The 15291-nt window shown below is 76.6% G+C and carries 15 protein-coding genes; 8 read left to right on the top strand and 7 right to left on the bottom strand.

Translation table 11 applies throughout. The features are described from left to right. Positions 1-453: 453 nt before the first annotated feature. Positions 454-2412, bottom strand: coding sequence for a DUF2339 domain-containing protein (locus ACFPK1_RS25480; RefSeq protein WP_378023756.1), 1959 nt, complete (start codon positions 2410-2412; stop codon positions 454-456). A 131-nt stretch (positions 2413-2543) separates the two neighbouring features. Between ACFPK1_RS25480 and ACFPK1_RS25475 the strand changes: the two genes are divergently transcribed. From ACFPK1_RS25475 to ACFPK1_RS25460, 4 genes are all read left to right on the top strand, one after another. Then, positions 2544-2750 (top strand): hypothetical protein, encoded by a 207-nt coding sequence (locus tag ACFPK1_RS25475; protein ID WP_133828686.1) that lies wholly within the window; start codon positions 2544-2546, stop codon positions 2748-2750. Positions 2751-2822: 72 nt separating this feature from the next. After that, a complete protein-coding gene (locus ACFPK1_RS25470; protein WP_378023755.1) occupies positions 2823-3929 on the top strand; it encodes a M24 family metallopeptidase in 1107 nt (368 codons plus the stop codon). Then, a complete protein-coding gene (gene lnt, locus ACFPK1_RS25465; protein WP_378023754.1) occupies positions 3923-5518 on the top strand; it encodes an apolipoprotein N-acyltransferase in 1596 nt (531 codons plus the stop codon). Before ACFPK1_RS25470 ends, lnt begins: the two co-directional genes overlap by 7 nt. Continuing rightward, a complete protein-coding gene (locus ACFPK1_RS25460) occupies positions 5515-6294 on the top strand; it encodes a polyprenol monophosphomannose synthase (protein ID WP_378023753.1) in 780 nt (259 codons plus the stop codon). The genes lnt and ACFPK1_RS25460 overlap by 4 nt, the downstream gene beginning before the upstream one ends. 70 nt (positions 6295-6364) lie before the next feature. Here ACFPK1_RS25460 and ACFPK1_RS25455 read toward each other — a convergent pair whose 3' ends face one another. Both ACFPK1_RS25455 and ACFPK1_RS25450 read right to left on the bottom strand, forming a co-directional pair. Then, entirely contained in the window at positions 6365-6709 is a 345-nt protein-coding gene (locus tag ACFPK1_RS25455; protein ID WP_133828683.1) for an RNA polymerase-binding protein RbpA, read from the bottom strand. Between the two features lie 155 nt (positions 6710-6864). Further along, positions 6865-7680 (bottom strand): glycerophosphodiester phosphodiesterase family protein, encoded by an 816-nt coding sequence (locus ACFPK1_RS25450; protein ID WP_378023752.1) that lies wholly within the window; start codon positions 7678-7680, stop codon positions 6865-6867. 165 nt (positions 7681-7845) lie between these two features. Here ACFPK1_RS25450 and ACFPK1_RS25445 point away from each other — a divergent pair, with 165 nt between their 5' ends. Further along, positions 7846-8688: a hypothetical protein gene (locus ACFPK1_RS25445; RefSeq protein ID WP_378023751.1), complete on the top strand. Its 843-nt coding sequence runs from the start codon at positions 7846-7848 to the stop codon at positions 8686-8688. A gap of 25 nt (positions 8689-8713) precedes the next feature. Here ACFPK1_RS25445 and ligD read toward each other — a convergent pair whose 3' ends face one another. The 4 genes from ligD to ACFPK1_RS25425 are packed head-to-tail and all read right to left on the bottom strand — an operon-like array spanning position 8714 to position 12220. Next, positions 8714-10141: a non-homologous end-joining DNA ligase gene (gene ligD, locus ACFPK1_RS25440; protein ID WP_378023750.1), complete on the bottom strand. Its 1428-nt coding sequence runs from the start codon at positions 10139-10141 to the stop codon at positions 8714-8716. A 10-nt stretch (positions 10142-10151) separates the two neighbouring features. Beyond that, positions 10152-11156: an extracellular catalytic domain type 1 short-chain-length polyhydroxyalkanoate depolymerase gene (locus ACFPK1_RS25435; RefSeq protein WP_378023749.1), complete on the bottom strand. Its 1005-nt coding sequence runs from the start codon at positions 11154-11156 to the stop codon at positions 10152-10154. Between the two features lie 32 nt (positions 11157-11188). Further along, entirely contained in the window at positions 11189-11587 is a 399-nt protein-coding gene (locus ACFPK1_RS25430; protein ID WP_378023748.1) for a CopG family transcriptional regulator, read from the bottom strand. Between the two features lie 48 nt (positions 11588-11635). Next, on the bottom strand, positions 11636-12220 hold the full coding sequence (locus ACFPK1_RS25425; protein ID WP_378023747.1) for a dihydrofolate reductase family protein: 585 nt from the start codon (positions 12218-12220) through the stop codon (positions 11636-11638). Between the two features lie 95 nt (positions 12221-12315). Here ACFPK1_RS25425 and ACFPK1_RS25420 point away from each other — a divergent pair, with 95 nt between their 5' ends. Genes ACFPK1_RS25420 through ACFPK1_RS25410 form a run of 3 tightly spaced genes read left to right on the top strand, consistent with a single transcriptional unit; the run spans position 12316 to position 15220 of the window. Then, the gene (locus ACFPK1_RS25420; RefSeq protein ID WP_378023746.1) at positions 12316-13734 is read left to right on the top strand and encodes a thioredoxin domain-containing protein; all 1419 of its coding nucleotides are present in this window, start codon (positions 12316-12318) and stop codon (positions 13732-13734) included. Next, positions 13731-14264: a UGSC family (seleno)protein gene (locus tag ACFPK1_RS25415; RefSeq protein WP_378023745.1), complete on the top strand. Its 534-nt coding sequence runs from the start codon at positions 13731-13733 to the stop codon at positions 14262-14264. The genes ACFPK1_RS25420 and ACFPK1_RS25415 overlap by 4 nt, the downstream gene beginning before the upstream one ends. A gap of 44 nt (positions 14265-14308) precedes the next feature. Beyond that, positions 14309-15220 (top strand): YihY/virulence factor BrkB family protein, encoded by a 912-nt coding sequence (locus tag ACFPK1_RS25410; RefSeq protein WP_378023744.1) that lies wholly within the window; start codon positions 14309-14311, stop codon positions 15218-15220. The last annotated feature ends 71 nt before the right edge of the window (positions 15221-15291 follow it).

Below are 15291 nucleotides of genomic sequence, written 5' to 3'. Positions count from 1 at the left end.
CCTGCCGGGCGGGCGGCTGCACAACACCTACCGCGGGCAGCTCGACGCGCGGGGCCGGGTGCCGCTGCCGGGCCTCGTGTTCGTCGGCGACAGCGTCTGCACCACCAACCCGACGGCGGGCCGCGGGGTCTCGACGTCGTTGATGCAGGTCGAGCACCTGCTAGCGCTGCTCGACGCCGGCGGCGGCGCCGACCCGCAGGCCCTCGCGCTCGCCCAGGACGCCTGGTGCCACGCGCGGATCCGGCCCTGGTTCCTCGACCACCTCGCCACCGACGCCGCCCAGACCGCGCGGTGGGCCGGCGAGGACGTCGACCCGGCCCGCCCGCCGACCTCCGACCTCGTCGTCTCCGCGACCGAGGTCGACCGCTCCCTGATGGGCGTGGTCGGGCCGTACCTGGCGATGCACGCGCTGCCCGACTCGCTGGCCGCGGTGCACCCGCGGGTGCAGGAGATCTACGCCTCCGGCTGGCGGCCGCCGGTCGCCGAGGGGCCGACCGTCGACGAGCTGGCCGGACTCGTGGGCACGGCGGTGGGGCCGGGCGTGCCCGCCCCACCGCCGGCCGCCCCCGCGGCGCCCGCCACGGCCCGCGCGTAGCCGGTCCCGGCCGCGAGCAGCACCAGCCCGGCGCCGAGGAACGCCGCGACCCGCGCGAGCCCGTCGAGGGCGGTGAGGTCGAAGAGCACGAGCTTCGCCACGGCGGCGACCACCAGCACCCCGCCGAGGACCCGCGGCAGCGACGACTGCAGGCCGCGGACCAGCAGCACCAGGGCGATCGCGGTCCAGGACACGGTGACCAGCACGTGGCCGGCCAGGAAGGCGCCGCGGGTGGGGGAGACGAGCAGCGCGCTCGCCACCACCGTGCCGGTCGCGCCGTAGAGCCCGACCAGGCCGAGCCCGCCGACCGCGACGGCGGTCTGCGTGCGGTCGCGCAGGGCCTCGAGGCGGGTGAGCGCGACCAGGCCGGCCGCCGCGACCGCGACGAGCAGCAGCGACGTGGCCAGGGCGCCGACGAGCTCGCCGACGACGGCGGTCGTCGCCGTACCCCCGGGCGCCGTGAGGACGAACGGGCGGGTGGGGAAGTCGGCGACCAGCGCGGGCGGCGCGTCGACCGCGAGCGCCGCGGCCCCGCCGACGAGGGCGAGGACGGACCCGGCGACCAGCGGCCCGACCCGGCGGGCGGCACCCGCGGCGACCGCGAGCACGGCGGCCTCGGCGAGCAGCGGCACGGACACCGGGCCGGAGTCGACGGCGATGAGCGTCGCGACCAGCAGGGACGCGGTGCCTCCGGCGCCGGCGACGAGGGCGAGACCGCGGTGCTGCACGGACCGGTCCAGGACCACCACGGCGACCAGCAGGGCCACCGCGACGCCCCCGGCGACGAGGGTGCCGGGCACGCGGGCCAGACCCGGCGCGACGAGCAGGACCGGGAGCACCGGCAGGCCGAGCAGCGAGGCGGCCACGGCCCGGCCCGGCGCACCGACGGCCAGGGCGGTGGCGCCGCCGGCGGCGAGGACCGCGAGCACGGCGAGCACGGTGGGCAGGTCGGAGAACGTCCCGCCGGCGAGGAACCGGATCGCCGCGCCCAGCGCGGCCAGGGTGCTCGCGACCGAGGCCACGGCGGCGACCAGCGGCCAGGCCCGGCGGCGGGCCACGGCCGCGGCGGCGACCTGCGCGGCGAGCAGGACGGTGACGAGCGTCGGGGTCGGCGCGCCCACCACCAGCGGCGCCGCGAGCGCCGCGGCGACGAGCACCCCGAGCGCGAGGCCGCGGTGACGCCAGCGGTCGGCGAGCGCGAGCCCGCCCGCGGTCACGACCAGGGCCAGCGGGGCGGCGACCGCGAGGGGGAGGAGGGCGAAGAGCGCGACCGCGGCCACGTCGGCGAGGAAGAGTGCGGCGACGCCCGTGGCGACGAGGGCCACGGCGCCGGCGGGCGCCTCCGGCGACCCCGCGCGCCGGCGCACGCGGACGCCGACGCCGACCAGCGCGAGGCCCAGCAGCGCGCCGCCGATCACCCGCGCCTCCGGGCCCAGCCAGCCGCGCCCGGCCGCGAGGACGAGCAGCATCACGACGCCGAGCACGGTGGTCGCGCCGCCGGTGACGGCGAGCAGGCGCGCGGGCGTCCAGGCCACCCGCGGGGTGCGGGGCGGGCGCGCGGGACGCCGCGGGGGGACCGCCGGCACGCCGCGCGGGGGCGGTCCGGGAGGCGGGGCCCAGCCCGTCGGAGGCGCCCAGGGAGGCGGCCACCCCGGCACCGGCGGCGCGGGGATCGGCCCCGACGGGGCCGGCGTCGCCGCGGTGCGCGGGCGCGCCGCCCGCAGCTCCGCGCGGATGCGGTCGACCTCACGGGACAGGCCGGCGAGGTCGCCGTCGAGGCGGGCGAGGAGCGCGTCCTGGGGCACCGGGCTGCTCATGTCCGTGAGCGTCCCGGAGCGCGACCGCCGCCCCCAGGGGACATCTACTCAACCCGGACGGTGCGTGATCCGGCGGGCGAGAGGGAAGAGGATCGACGCCAAGCACGACCCACGACGAAGGGGAGACGATCATGGGTGACATCGCGTCCAAGCTCGACAAGGAGTACGAGACCAAGTCCGCGCAGGAGATCGCCGACGCGCCGGTCGCCGCGCTGCAGGGCGTCAGCGAGAGCGACGCGGAGAAGCTCAAGGAGGCGTTCAACATCAAGACGGTGCGCGACCTGGGCACGAACAAGTACTTCCTCTGGGCGCAGGCCTTCGCCAAGCTCGCCGAGTGAGTCACGAGTGAGTCAGCCGGGCGCGCCCCGGGCCACCCCGGGGCGCGCCGGTCTGACCTAGGCTCGGCGACCATGAGCGGCACCGCCCCCGACCACGTCACCGCCCGGCTCGAGCGGGCCCGGGCGGCCGCCCGGCAGGCCGGGGTGGACGCCCTGGTCGTGACCCCCGGGCCCGATCTGCAGTACCTCACCGGCGTCGTCAAGCACTCCCACGAACGCCTCTCCGCGCTGCTGCTGCCTGCCCAGGGCGACCCCGCGTTCGTCGTCCCCACGCTCGAGCGCCCCGGCCTCGACGGGTCCGCGGTCGAGGCGATGGACGTGCTGACCTGGACCGACGGCGTCGACCCCCACGCGCTCGCCGCCTCGAGGCTCGGCGACGTCCGACGCGTCGCCGTCGCCGCCGACATGCCGGCCCTGCACGTCCTGGGCCTGCGCGACGCGCTGCCCGGCGCGACGCTCGAGCTCGCCACCCCGATCCTGCGGCAGCTGCGGATGCGCAAGGACGCCGAGGAGATCGCGTCGCTGCGCAAGGCCGGGGCCGCCATCGACGACGTCCACGCCCGCGTGCCCGGGTGGCTCGTCGCGGGCCGCACCGAGGCCGAGGTCGGCGCCGACATCACCCGCGCCATCGTCGAGACCGGGCACGCCGAGGCCGCGTTCGTCATCGTCGGCTCGGGGCCGAACGGGGCGAGCCCGCACCACGAGGTGTCCGACCGCGTGCTGCAGACCGGCGACGTCGTCGTCGTGGACATCGGCGGCCCGCTGCCCGACGGCTACAACTCCGACTCCACCCGCACCTACGTCGTGGGGGAGCCCGACCCCGAGGTCCGCGAGGTCTACGCGGTGCTCCAGCGCGCCCAGGCCGCCGCCGTCGACGCGGTCCGCCCCGGCGCCACGGCCGCGAGCGTCGACGAGGCGGCCCGCGCGATCATCCGCGACGCCGGGTACGGCGAGTTCTTCGTGCACCGCACCGGCCACGGCATCGGCCTCGAGGTGCACGAGGAGCCCTACATCGTCGACGGCAACGATCTCCCGCTCGAGCCGGGCATGGCCTTCAGCGTCGAGCCGGGCATCTACTTCCCCGGCCGCTGGGGCGCCCGCATCGAGGACATCGTGGTGGTCACCGAGTCCGGCTGCGAGCCGGTGAACCGGCGCCCCCACGACCTGCAGTCGTGCTGACGACCGACCCCGGATCCGAGCGAGGGGCCCCCTCGCTCGACCTGGCCGAGCGACGGGGCCCCTCGCTCGGAACATGGGGTCGTCTCGCCGGCGCCGTCGTCGCCGGGCTCCTGCTCTACGTGGCGTTCCCGCCGCTCGGCGCCTGGTGGGCCGCGCCGCTGGGGATCGCGCTGGTCGTCACCGTCGTCGACGGGCGCCGCCTGCGTGCCGCGTTCGGGCTCGGCCTCCTGGTCGGCCTCGCCTACCAGTGGCCGCTGCTGCACTGGACCGGCGAGTACGTCGGCGGCGTCTGGTTCCTGCTGCTCGCGGCCCTGACGGTGGTCGTCGCGCTGCCGATCGCCCTGGTCCCGCTGGTGACGCGGCTGCCCGGCGCGCCGCTGTGGGCCGCGTGCCTGTGGGTGGCCGGCGAGGCGCTCATCGAGCGCGCCCCCTTCGAGGGCTTCCCCTGGGCCAAGCTCGCGTTCGGGCAGCCCGGCGGCCCGTTCGCCCCGCTGGCCTCGCTCGGCGGCGCCCCGTTGGTCAGCTTCGCGGTGGCGCTGTCCGGCGCCGGGCTCTGGGCGCTGGTGCGGGCGCTGCGGGGCCCGCGCCGTCCCCGGGCCGTGGCGGGCGCGCTCGTCGCCGTGCTGCTGGGCCCGGTGGCGGGCCTCGCGGTGTGGCCGTCGGTGGCGTCGGGTCCCCCCGGACCGACCGTCACGGTGGCCGCGGTGCAGGGCAACGTGCCGCGCGCGGGCCTCGACTTCAACGCCCAGCGCCGCGCGGTGCTCGACAACCACGTCGCGCAGACCCGCCGGCTCGCCGACGACGTCCGCGCCGGCCGCACCCCGCGCCCCGACCTGGTGATCTGGCCGGAGAACTCCTCGGACATCGACCCGATCCGCAACCCCGACGCCGGCATGGAGATCCAGGCGGTCACCGACGAGATCGGCGTGCCCGTGGTGGTCGGCGCCGTGCTGTCGGGCACCCGCGCCGCCGACGGCACGCTCGTCCAGGGACCGCGGAACACCGCGATCGTCTGGCTCCCGGGCACCGGCCCGGCGGGGACCTACACCAAGCGCCACATCCTCCCGTTCGGCGAGTACATCCCGCTGCGCCCGATCGCCCGCGCGGTGTCGCCGCTGGTCGACCGCGTCACCGACTTCGAGCCGGGCACGGGCTCGGGCGTGCTGCCGGCCGGCCCGGTGCGCCTGGGCGTCGTGACCTGCTACGAGGTGGTCTTCGACGACGCCGTCCGCGACGCCGTGCGGGGCGGCGCCGACCTGCTCACGGTGCCGACGAACAACGCGACGTTCGGCTACAGCGACATGACCTACCAGCAGCAGGGGATGTCGCGGCTGCGCGCCGTCGAGCACGACCGCGCCGTCGTCATCGCCGCCACCAGCGGGCAGAGCGCCGTGGTCGCGCCGGACGGGTCGCTGGTCGCGCGCACCGGGGCGCTGTTCACTCCCGGCGTGCTCGTCGAGACGGTGCCGCTGCGCACCACGACGACGCTCGCCACCCGTGTCGGGCCGGCACCGGAGTGGGTGCTGGTCGCCCTCGGCCTCGGTGCGCTGGTCGTCGGGACGGTGCGGCGCCGGCAGGAGCGCGCGTGACCGGTCCGGCCGCCGACGGGTCGGACGTGCTGGTCACCGTCCCGACCTACAACGAGCGCGAGAGCCTGCCCCGGCTCGTGACCCGGCTCCACGACACCCTGCCCGGCCTGCGGATCCTCGTCGTCGACGACGGCAGCCCGGACGGCACCGGCGCGCTCGCCGACACGCTCGCCGCCGCCGACCCCCGGGTGCGGGTGCACCACCACGCGCCGCGCGCCGGGCTCGGTGCCGCGTACGTCGACGCGTTCTCGCTGATCGTCGACGGGCGGTGCGGCGGGTTCGCCCACGACATCGGGTGGATCGTGCAGATGGACGCCGACGGCTCGCACGCCCCCGAGGAGCTGCCGCGCCTGCTCGCGGCGGCCGCGGACGCCGACGTCGTGCTGGGCTCGCGCTACGTGCCCGGCGGCGCGACCGCGGGCTGGGCGTGGCACCGCCGGCTGCTCTCGCGGGCGGGCAACGCGTACTCGCGGCGGGCGCTGCGCCTGCGGCTGCACGACGTCACCGGCGGGTACCGCTGTTTCCGCCGCACGGCGCTCGCCGAGCTCGGGATGGCGACCGTGGCCTCGGAGGGCTACTGCTTCCAGGTCGACGTCGCGTTCCGGGTGGACCGGGCGGGGCTGCGCGCCCGCGAGGTCCCGATCACCTTCGTCGAGCGCGAGCACGGCCTGTCCAAGATGAGCGGCGCGGTGGTGCGCGAGGCGCTGTGGCGGATCACCTCGTGGGCCGTGCGCGACCGCGTGCGGCGGCGCCGCGCCCGCCCGGCCCGCTCCTGACCCCGGGCACACGAAAGGGCCGCCCCGGCGGTGCGGGACGGCCCTGTGCGTGCTCGGGACCCGGGGGCGCTCAGGCGCTCTCGGAGCGGCGCTCCTTGAGCAGGCCGAGGCGCTCGTCGAGCAGCTCCTCCAGCTCGGGGACGGACCGGCGCTCGAGCAGCATGTCCCAGTGGGTACGCGGCGGCTTGGCCTTCTTCTGCTCGGGCTCGGTGCCGTCGATCCGCTTGCCCTCGTCGCCGTGCAGGCGGCACTCCCAGGTCACCGGCGCCTCGGCGTCGTCCGAGAACGGCACCTCGAAGTCGTGGCCCTTGGGGCAGCGGTAGGCGAAGGAACGGCGGGGGGCGAGGTCGTGGTCGCGGTCGGTCTCGTAGCTGACGGCCCCGAGACGGCTACCACGGAGGACGCGGTCGGCCATGATGGTGTCCTTTCCTCGACTGCGAGTGCACCCGACGACGCGCGAGGCGCCGGGCACGGGGTGGTCAACGCCGGACCAACGCAGTTCGTTCCCGCGCCGACCGCCGTTCACCCCATCCGTGACCCGACTCACCGGTCCGGGCGCACAGCGGGTGATTACCCGTCCTCGTCAACGCCCACACGACGCCGGTTGTGCCCGGGCCAGGCCCCGCGGGCGACGAGGACGTCGCGCAGCAGGTCCGGACGGTCGGTCATGATGCCGTCCACGCCGAGGTCGAGCAGGCGGTGCATCTCGGAGGTGCGGTCGACGGTCCAGGCGTGCACCTCGACACCGAGCTCGTGGGCGGCGGCGATGAGCGTCGGGTCCACCACCGACAGCGCGCCGAAGCGCACGGGCAGCTGGGCGAGGTCGCCGCGCACGGGCAGCGCCCGGCGCAGCGGCGAGGGCGACGCGGCGCGGGCCCGCAGGCGCACCGCCGAGCGCGCCGCGATCCCGGTGATCACGCGGTCCCCGAACCGCGCGCGCACCGCCTGCAGGCGCCGCTCGTCCATGCTCGCCACGGCGACCCGCTCGGCGACGTCGTCGCGTTCGAGCAGCCGCAGCATCGGCCCGAGCGTGCCCGGCGCCTTGAGGTCGACATTGAACCGCGTCCCCGGCAGCGCCTCGAGCACCTCCTCGAGGCGGGGGAGCGGCTCGCGCCCGCGCAGGCGCACGCCGGCCAGGTCGGCCCACGGCATGGTGCGCAGGACGCCGGGGTGCCCGGCCACGCGGCGCAGGGTCGCGTCGTGGTGGACGACCAGCACGCCGTCGGCGGTCGCGTGCACGTCGGTCTCGAGGTGGGTGTAGCCCTCCTCGACCGCCCGGCGGAACGCCGCGAGCGAGTTCTCCAGGCCGGCGAGGTCACCGATGTGCCAGCCACGGTGCGCGAACGCCCGGGGCGTCCGACCGGCGAGGAACGGGTGCCGGGTCACGGGCCCCGAGTCTGCCCGGTCCGCGCCGCCGGCGCTCAGGTCGGGCATCGCTGGTGCACACAGCCGTGAGCCTTCGCACGTTTCGGGGAATCGCCGGGCCACCTTGGGGGCGCCCGTGCACGTGCAGTAGTCTCGGCGATCACACTGGGCTGAGGGGAGCGCAGGATGCCCAAGGGGTCGGGGGGTGAGCCCTCCTGGTGGTCGTCGGGCGACGTGCCCGCCGAGCTGCCGGACTGGGCGCGCCGCGGCCTCGAGGAGTCGCCCACCGCGCTGACGCCCTCCGCGCCGGTCACCGATCCGGGTCGCCACCGCCGACGTCGCGGGGCCGCGGCCGCCGCGGGGGCCGGCACCGGCGGCCGTCTGCGGGGCTGGGGCCTCGCCGCCGCCTCGGTCGCCGCCGCGGCCGCGGTCGTGCCGGCCGCGATCTCGACGCTCGCGCACAACGGGGAGAACACCGCCCTGCCCCGCGTCGGCACGTTCCCCGTCGTCGCGCCGGGCGACCTGCCCGGCCAGGGCCTCCCGCCCGGCACGCGGACCGCGCCGGGCTCGTCGACCCAGGACCCGGGCGCGCCCGCGGACGCCTCGGTGCTCCCGCCGCTGGACGACCCGAGCGTCGTGGTCGCCCAGCCGCCGCGCACCGCGACCGTCACCCCGCGCGCCCTGGCCCGCGAGGACGACGAGACCACCTCGCGCACGACCACCCGCCCCACCACGACCACGGGCGACGACGACGAGGACGACACCTCGACCCCGACGACCCGCGGCGACGATGACGACGAGGGCGGTTCGTCGGGCGGGTCGTCCGGCGGTTCCGGGGGCTCGGGTGGCTCCTCCGGGGGTTCGGGTGGCTCCGGTTCGGGCGGTGGCTCCGGATCGGGCGGGGGTTCCGCCGGTTCCGGTGGCTCGGGCTCCCGCGGGGGTGGCGACGGTGTGGTCGGCGGCCTCGGCCGGACCGTCGGCGGCGTCGTCGGTGGTCTGGGCCGCCCCGTCAACGGCCTGACGGGCTGAGCACACCGACCGTTCCGGCGAGCCGTCAGCCGGCGGAGGGCGCCTCGGGCAGGTCGGGGCGCGGTACGCCCTCGCCCAGCGCCGCCGCGTAGAGGTCCCCGTGCGCCTCGATGCGGGCGAGGACGTCGGCGGGGGAGAACGTCAGCTCGCGGACCTCCCGGGCCGCCGCCACCTCGTCCCAGGTCAGCGGTGTGGACACGGTCGGTGCACCGTGCGCCGCCCGGGCGCGCAGCGAGTAGGGCGCGACGGTGGTCTTCGCGGTGTTGTTCTGGCTCCAGTCGACGAAGATCTTCCCGCGGCGCCGTTCCTTGGCCATGATCGCCGTGACCGAGCGCGGGGTCTCGCGGGCCAGGAGCTCCGCGACGGCCTTCGCGTACGCCGACGTGCGTGCCGGGTCGTCGACGCGCACCGCGGCGCTGACCTGCATGCCCTTGCTGCCGCTGGTCTTCGGGCAGGGCGCGAGGCCGTCGGCGACCAGCACGTCGCGCACCCGCTCTGCGATCCGCGCGCAGTCGACGACCGTGGTGCCCTCGCCGGGATCGAGGTCGAAGACGAGCTCGTCGGGCGGCTGCGGGGTGTCGTCGTCGTCGACCCGCCACTGCGGCACGTGCAGCTCGAGCACCGCGAGGTTGGCCAGGTAGACCAGCGTCGCGAGCTCCTCGACGACCACGAAGTTCGCCGTCGCCGAGCCCCGACTGCTGCCCGGGGTGGGCACAGTGACCCTGCGCAGCCAGTCCGGGGCCTTCGCGCCCGCGTTCTTCTCGTAGAACGAGGGCGCCGCGATGCCGTCGGGGAAGCGGCGCAACGTCAGCGGCCGGCCGGCGAGGTGGGGGAGCAGGGTGTCCGCGACCCGGGCGTAGTAGTCGATCACCGCCGCCTTGGGGACGTCGGGGTAGAGCTCCTTGTCGAGGTTCGACAGGCGCAGGCCGCGCCCGCCGACCGAGACCCGCGGCGACTGGGCCGACGCGTCGCGTGCCGGCGCGGCGGTGTCGGCCTTCCGGCGCTGGACCAGCCAGTCCTTCTCCTCCTGGTCGTCCCGGTCGGGCTTGAAGAACACGAACCGGCCCGAGACCCGCTCGCCGTGCAGGGTCACCGCGACCTCGCGGTCGGACCACTTCTCGGTCTCGTAGCGCCCCGAGTCCCAGATCGTCATCGAGCCGCCGCCGTACTCGCCGGCGGGGATCTCGCCGTGGAACTCGAGGTACTCCAGCGGGTGGTCCTCGGTGTGCACCGCGAGCCGCGGCGCGCCCGGCTTGTCGGGCAGCCCGCGGGGCACCGCCCAGCACACGAGCACGCCGTCGCGCTCGAAGCGCACGTCGTAGTGCAGGCGCCGCGCGTGGTGCTCCTGGACGACGAAGCGGTCCCCGGTCGGCGCCGCGGCATCGACGTCCCCGAAGGGCTCCGGCGTGCGCGCCGGGTCCCGCTTGGCGTTGTACTCGGAGAGGTCGGGCACGAGGACGGGTCTACCCGACCGCGCGCTGGCGCGGCATCCCCGCCGCGCCCGTGAACCCGAAGAAGTCGAGCATCGCCGCGGAGGCGTCCGGCCCCGCCGGGTCCGCGTACTGGACGCCCGCCGGTCCGCCGGACCAGGCGTGGCCCAGGCCGTGCACGGTCCACGACTCCGCGAGCACCCGCCCGCCCGGCTCGGTGAACCGCTCGCGCGTCCAGGCGTGCCCGCCCGGCGCGCGCCCGGTGCTCCGGTCGAGCCGGCCGGGTGTGGCGCCGACCAGCGCCGAGCGCAGCACGGCCTCGCCGTTGCCCGGCGCCACGGTGCGGTCGCCGTCGCCGTGCACGACGACGAGCGGGACGGGCCCGGCGTCGGCGACGGAGGTGGGCGGGCTGGACATCGCCGCGAACGCCGAGCCGACGTCGTGGGCGGCCCGGTGGGGCAGACCGGAGTGCACGCCGGCCCCGCAGTAGACGTCGGGGTGGGTGGCGGCCATGACCGCCGCCATTGCCGCGCCCGCGGAGAAGCCGGCCACGGCCACCCGCGACGGGTCGGTCCGCAGCTCCGCGGTCACCGCGCGGGTGATCGCGGCGATGAGCGCGGGCTCCCCGGCGTCGCGGGTCTGGTCGCCGGGGCGGAACCAGTTCCAGTAGCCCATGGCGTTGGCCGACCGCGACTGCTCCGGGTAGACGACCGCGACCCCGGCGCGCTCGGCGACCTCGTCCATGCCGGTGCACGCGGCGAACCCGTCGGCGTCCTGGGTGCCGCCGTGCAGCATCACGACCAGCGGCGCGCCGGGCGCGAGGCCGGCGGGGACGTGGAGGCGGTAGGCGCGCCGGTCGCCGCCTGCCGCCGCCGAGCCGCGGGTGACGGTGCCGGTGGCGCGGGACGGACCGGGGGTCGTCGTCGGCGACGGTCCGGGCCGGCCTCCGCCGCCCAGGTGCTCCTGGATCCGGGCCGTCGCGTCGAGCAGACGGCCCTGGCGCACGAGGCGGGTGGCCTCGGTCATCCTGCGGAACACGGCGTCCTCCCTGCTGACCCCCGTGGGGGTCGTCAGACGATGCGGGGACCCAGCGCGGCCTTCACCGCGCGGCTGGCCCGGAAGGCCCCGAGCACCTCGACCGAGGCGATCGTGGCCGTCGCGAGCTCGGGCGGGACGTCCTCGGCGACGGTGGCGAGCCCGAGCACACGGATGTGCACCTGCTCGCCCGCGTCGCGGAGGGCCTCGAGGTCGCGCCGGGAGAAGTGCTGGGTCCCCAACACCAGGGTGCGGCGCGCGACGGTCTGCTCGATCGCGCGCTCGCTGGTGGCGAGCTGGTTGCGGACGGCGGTGCGGATGAAGTCCGTGCGGGTGGTGAAGAACCCCTCCTGCACGAGCAGGTCGATGCGCCCGAGGTCGACGGGACCGAGATTGATCGTGATCTTCTCGGTCCGGTCCGGTTCACCGGCCATGCTGCCCTCCGTCCGCCATCCACCTGGATGGTGCACGGAGGGCCGGCGCTACGCAAGCGCGGCGTGGCGGTGCAGCACCAGGGAGGAGCCGGGCAGGCGCCGGGCCTCGAGCAGCCGCAGCGGCACCCGGGTGGGCTCCGACAGCAGCGGCACACCGGCCCCGAGCAGCGCGGGGCCGACCAGGACGTGCAGCTCGTCGACGAGGCCCGCGAGCAGCAGCGGGTTCCAGGTGGTGAAGCTGCCGAACACGAGGATGTCGCCGCCGTCGGACTCCTTCAGCTCCCGCACCGTCGCCGTCGCGTCGGCCCGCGCCACGACGCGGGTGATGTCGGCCCACGTGGACCCGGGCTCGAGCACGAGCGAGTCGGAGACCACGACCTTCTCCAGGGTGTTGTGCACCCGGGAGATGCCGCGCTCGATCTCGCCCTTCGCGGGGTCGTCGGCGACGCCCGGCCAGTACGCGCGGAAGTCCTCGTAGGTGGTCCGGCCGGCCAGCAGCGTGCCCGCGGCGCGGATGCGCTCGCCGGCGTAGTCGTCGAAGCCCTCGTCGAAGGGCATGACCATGACGTCGCCGCCGGGGCCGGCGACGAAGCCGTCGAGGGTGGCGATGACGGTGACGACGAGCTGACGCATCTCCGGTGCTCCTGACCTGTGGGCGGGGTGCCTGCACCACGGGGACGGAGCCGGACCGGGATCCTCGACAGGGTTTCTGGGCTACCGTGCCGGGCGTGACCCTGCCGGACGACGGGCTCGTGGTGGTGCTCAAGCAGGACTGCCCGACCTGCCGGCTGGTGGCGCCCGTCCTCGACGTCCTCGACGCCACCGTCTTCAGCCAGGACGACCCCGCCTTCCCGCCGGGCATCGCGGTCCGTGACGACACCGCCCTCGACGCCAGCGTGGCGCTCGGCATCGACGTCGTCCCGACCCTCCTGCGCCGCGAGGGCGGCCGCGAGACCGCGCGTACCGAGGGCTGGGACCGGGAGCGCTGGCGGGAGCTGTCCGGGATCGCCGACCTCGGCGCGGAGCTGCCGGAGTGGAAGCCGGGCTGCGGGTCGCGCACGCACGACCCCGCGGTGGCCGACGAGATGCTCGTGCGCGCCCGCGGCCACGAGCTCACCGCCCGGCGCGTCGAGCTCGCGGGGCTCGAGGACGAGGCCGAGGCGCTGTACGACCGGGGCTGGACCGACGGGCTGCCCGTGGTCGCGCCGACCCCGCCGCGCGTGCTGCGGATGCTCGCGGGCACCACCCGGGCGCCCGGCGAGGTCGTCGCGGTCGTCCCGCCGAACCTCGTGCCCGCGACCGTCGAGAAGGTCGCGATCAACGCCGTCCTCGCGGGCTGCCGCCCCGACCACCTGCCGGTGGTGCTCGCCGCCGTCGAGGCCGCCTGCGACCCCGAGTTCAACGCGCACGGCCTGCTCGCCACCACGTGGGGCGCGGCGCCGGCGGTGCTCGTGCACGGCCCGGTGGCCCGCCGGATCGGGGTGAACGCCGGCGGCAACGCCCTGGGCCAGGGCACCCGGGCGAACTCGACGATCGGGCGCGCGCTGCAGCTCGTGATCCGCAACGTCGGCGGCGGGCGCCCCGGTGAGGTCGACCGGGCCACGCTCGGTCAGCCCGGCAAGGTCGGGCTCTGCTTCGCCGAGGACGAGGACGGCTCGCCGTGGGAGCCGCTGTCGGTGTCGCGCGGGGTGCCCGCCGGGGCGTCGGCGGTCACGGTGTTCGCCGCCGAGGGCGTCCGCGGGGTCGTCGACCAGATCTCGCGCAGTCCGGAGTCGCTGGCCCGCACGCTGGCCGGCGCGCTGCGCGGCGTCGCGCACCCCAAGCTCGCCGGCGGCTTCGACGCGACGCTGGTGGTCTGTCCGGAGCACGTCGCGGTGTTCGCCGCGGCCGGGTGGGACCGGGCGCGGTTCACCGCCGCGCTCGACGAGCTGCTCCTGCTCCCGCCCGAGGAGCTCGCCCGCGGCGCCGGCGGCGTCGAGGAGGGCATTCCGGCGCCGACCCGTGCACGCCCCAAGTTCCGCCCCGGCGGGCTGCTGATCACGGTCGCCGGCGGGGGAGCGGGCAAGTTCTCCGCCGTGCTCGGCGGCTGGGTCGGCGGACCCGGCGGCAGCAGCCCCGTCACCCGCGTGATCGAGGAGGGAACATGAGCACCACCGTCCTGGACCCCACCGACGAGGCCCGGCCGTCGTCGCGCACCGTCGGCGCGCGGCCCGACGACCTCGCCGGGCGCACCGTCGGGCTGCTCGACATCTCCAAGCCGCGCGGGGAGGTCTACCTCGACCGGCTCGCGGCGCTGCTCGGCGAGCACGGCGTGACGGTGCGCCGCTACGCCAAGCCGACCTTCACCAAGCCCCTGCCCGCGGACCTGCGCGCGGAGATCGCCGCCGAGTGCGACGTGGTGATCGAGGCACTCGCCGATTGAGGCTCGTGCACGTCGTGCAGTGTGCACGACCTCGCCGCCCTCGAGGCCGACGGCGTCACCGCCACCTTCGTCGCGTCGACGGAGTTCGTGATCGCCACCGACGTCCAGGCCCGCGCGCTGGGCTTCGCGTCGGTGCCCGCGGTCTACGTCGCCCACCCGATCCAGGACCGCACCGACGCGGAGATGGCCGCCCTCGCCGACGAGTCGCTCCCGCGCGTGCTGGCGGCGGTCACCGGGGGCGCGCCCGGCACGTGAACCCCCGGTGAGGGGACCGTGCGTGAGCGTGGTTGGTTGGCCGGATGGCACCCGGGCGCAGGATCGGCCGGACCGGGCCCTGGTGGCGGCGCCTGCGCGAGAGCCGCCGGCTCTACCGCGCGCGTCACGGTGACCACCTCGCGGCCGCCGTCACGTTCTTCACCGTGCTCGCCCTGGTGCCGCTGCTGATGCTGGCGGTGTCCGCGGTCGGGTTCGTGCTGTCGTCGAGCCAGAGCGTGTTCGCCGAGGTGGAGCGCCTCCTCGCGGTGGCGCTGCCCCAGCCGGTGAGCGCCGAGGTCGTCCACGTCGTGCACGTCGTGGTGGCCGAGCGCGGGGCGCTCGGGGTGCTCGGGCTGGCGGCCGCGGCGGTGTCCGGGTGGAGCTGGATCAGCCACCTGCGCGACGCCGTCACCGCGCTGCTGGGGCGCCCGTGCCCGGAGCGCCGGGTGCGCTCCGCGGTCTCCGACGTCGTCGCGCTGGTGGGCGTGGGCCTCGCGCTGGCGGTCTCGTTCGCGCTGGCGTCGCTGACCGGTGTCCTCGGGAGGTGGCTGCTCGACCTGCTCGGCCTGACGAGCACGGGCGGCGCGCGGGCGGTGCTGGCGGTCGGGTCGATCGTCGTCGGGCTGGCCGCCAACTGGCTGGTCGTCGCGTGGTGCCTGGCCCGCCTGCCGCGCCCGGCGCGTCCCCTGCGCCCGCTGCTGCCGGCGGCGGCCGTCGCCGCGGCGGGCCTCGTCGTCCTGCAGCAGCTCGGGGGCCTGTACTTCGGCCTCGTCGGCACCTCGCCCGCGGTGACGGCCCTGGGCGCGCTGGTCGGCTTCCTGCTGATCGTCTACCTCGTCGTCCGCTGGCTGTTCCTGGTCACCGTCTGGACCGGGACGCGGGCACCCGATGCCGTGTCGGACCGCGGCGAGGCCGCCCGCGGGGGGATCGAGCTGGTGGCCGACCTCGTCGGGTGACGCCGCGCCACACCCGGGCCGACACGCTCGCTCGACACGCCGTGTGGCACAACGACCACGGTCCGTCGAGC

The sequence above is a fragment of the Actinomycetospora rhizophila genome (assembly GCF_042657905.1).
Taxonomy (GTDB): domain Bacteria; phylum Actinomycetota; class Actinomycetes; order Mycobacteriales; family Pseudonocardiaceae; genus Actinomycetospora; species Actinomycetospora rhizophila.
This window is presented reverse-complemented; position numbering and strand designations above follow the sequence as displayed.

Bases quoted from the DNA above. Each gene is read 5' to 3' on its own strand.
- ACFPK1_RS25475 (WP_133828686.1), top strand. From the start codon at position 2,544: ATGGGTGACATCGCGTCCAAGCTCGACAAGGAGTACGAGACCAAGTCC.
- ACFPK1_RS25430 (WP_378023748.1), bottom strand. From the start codon at position 11,587: ATGGCCGGTGAACCGGACCGGACCGAGAAGATCACGATCAATCTCGGT.
- ACFPK1_RS25445 (WP_378023751.1), top strand. From the start codon at position 7,846: ATGCCCAAGGGGTCGGGGGGTGAGCCCTCCTGGTGGTCGTCGGGCGAC.
- ACFPK1_RS25480 (WP_378023756.1), bottom strand. From the start codon at position 2,412: ATGAGCAGCCCGGTGCCCCAGGACGCGCTCCTCGCCCGCCTCGACGGC.
- ACFPK1_RS25425 (WP_378023747.1), bottom strand. From the start codon at position 12,220: ATGCGTCAGCTCGTCGTCACCGTCATCGCCACCCTCGACGGCTTCGTC.
- ACFPK1_RS25470 (WP_378023755.1), top strand. From the start codon at position 2,823: ATGAGCGGCACCGCCCCCGACCACGTCACCGCCCGGCTCGAGCGGGCC.
- ACFPK1_RS25455 (WP_133828683.1), bottom strand. From the start codon at position 6,709: ATGGCCGACCGCGTCCTCCGTGGTAGCCGTCTCGGGGCCGTCAGCTAC.
- ACFPK1_RS25410 (WP_378023744.1), top strand. From the start codon at position 14,309: ATGGCACCCGGGCGCAGGATCGGCCGGACCGGGCCCTGGTGGCGGCGC.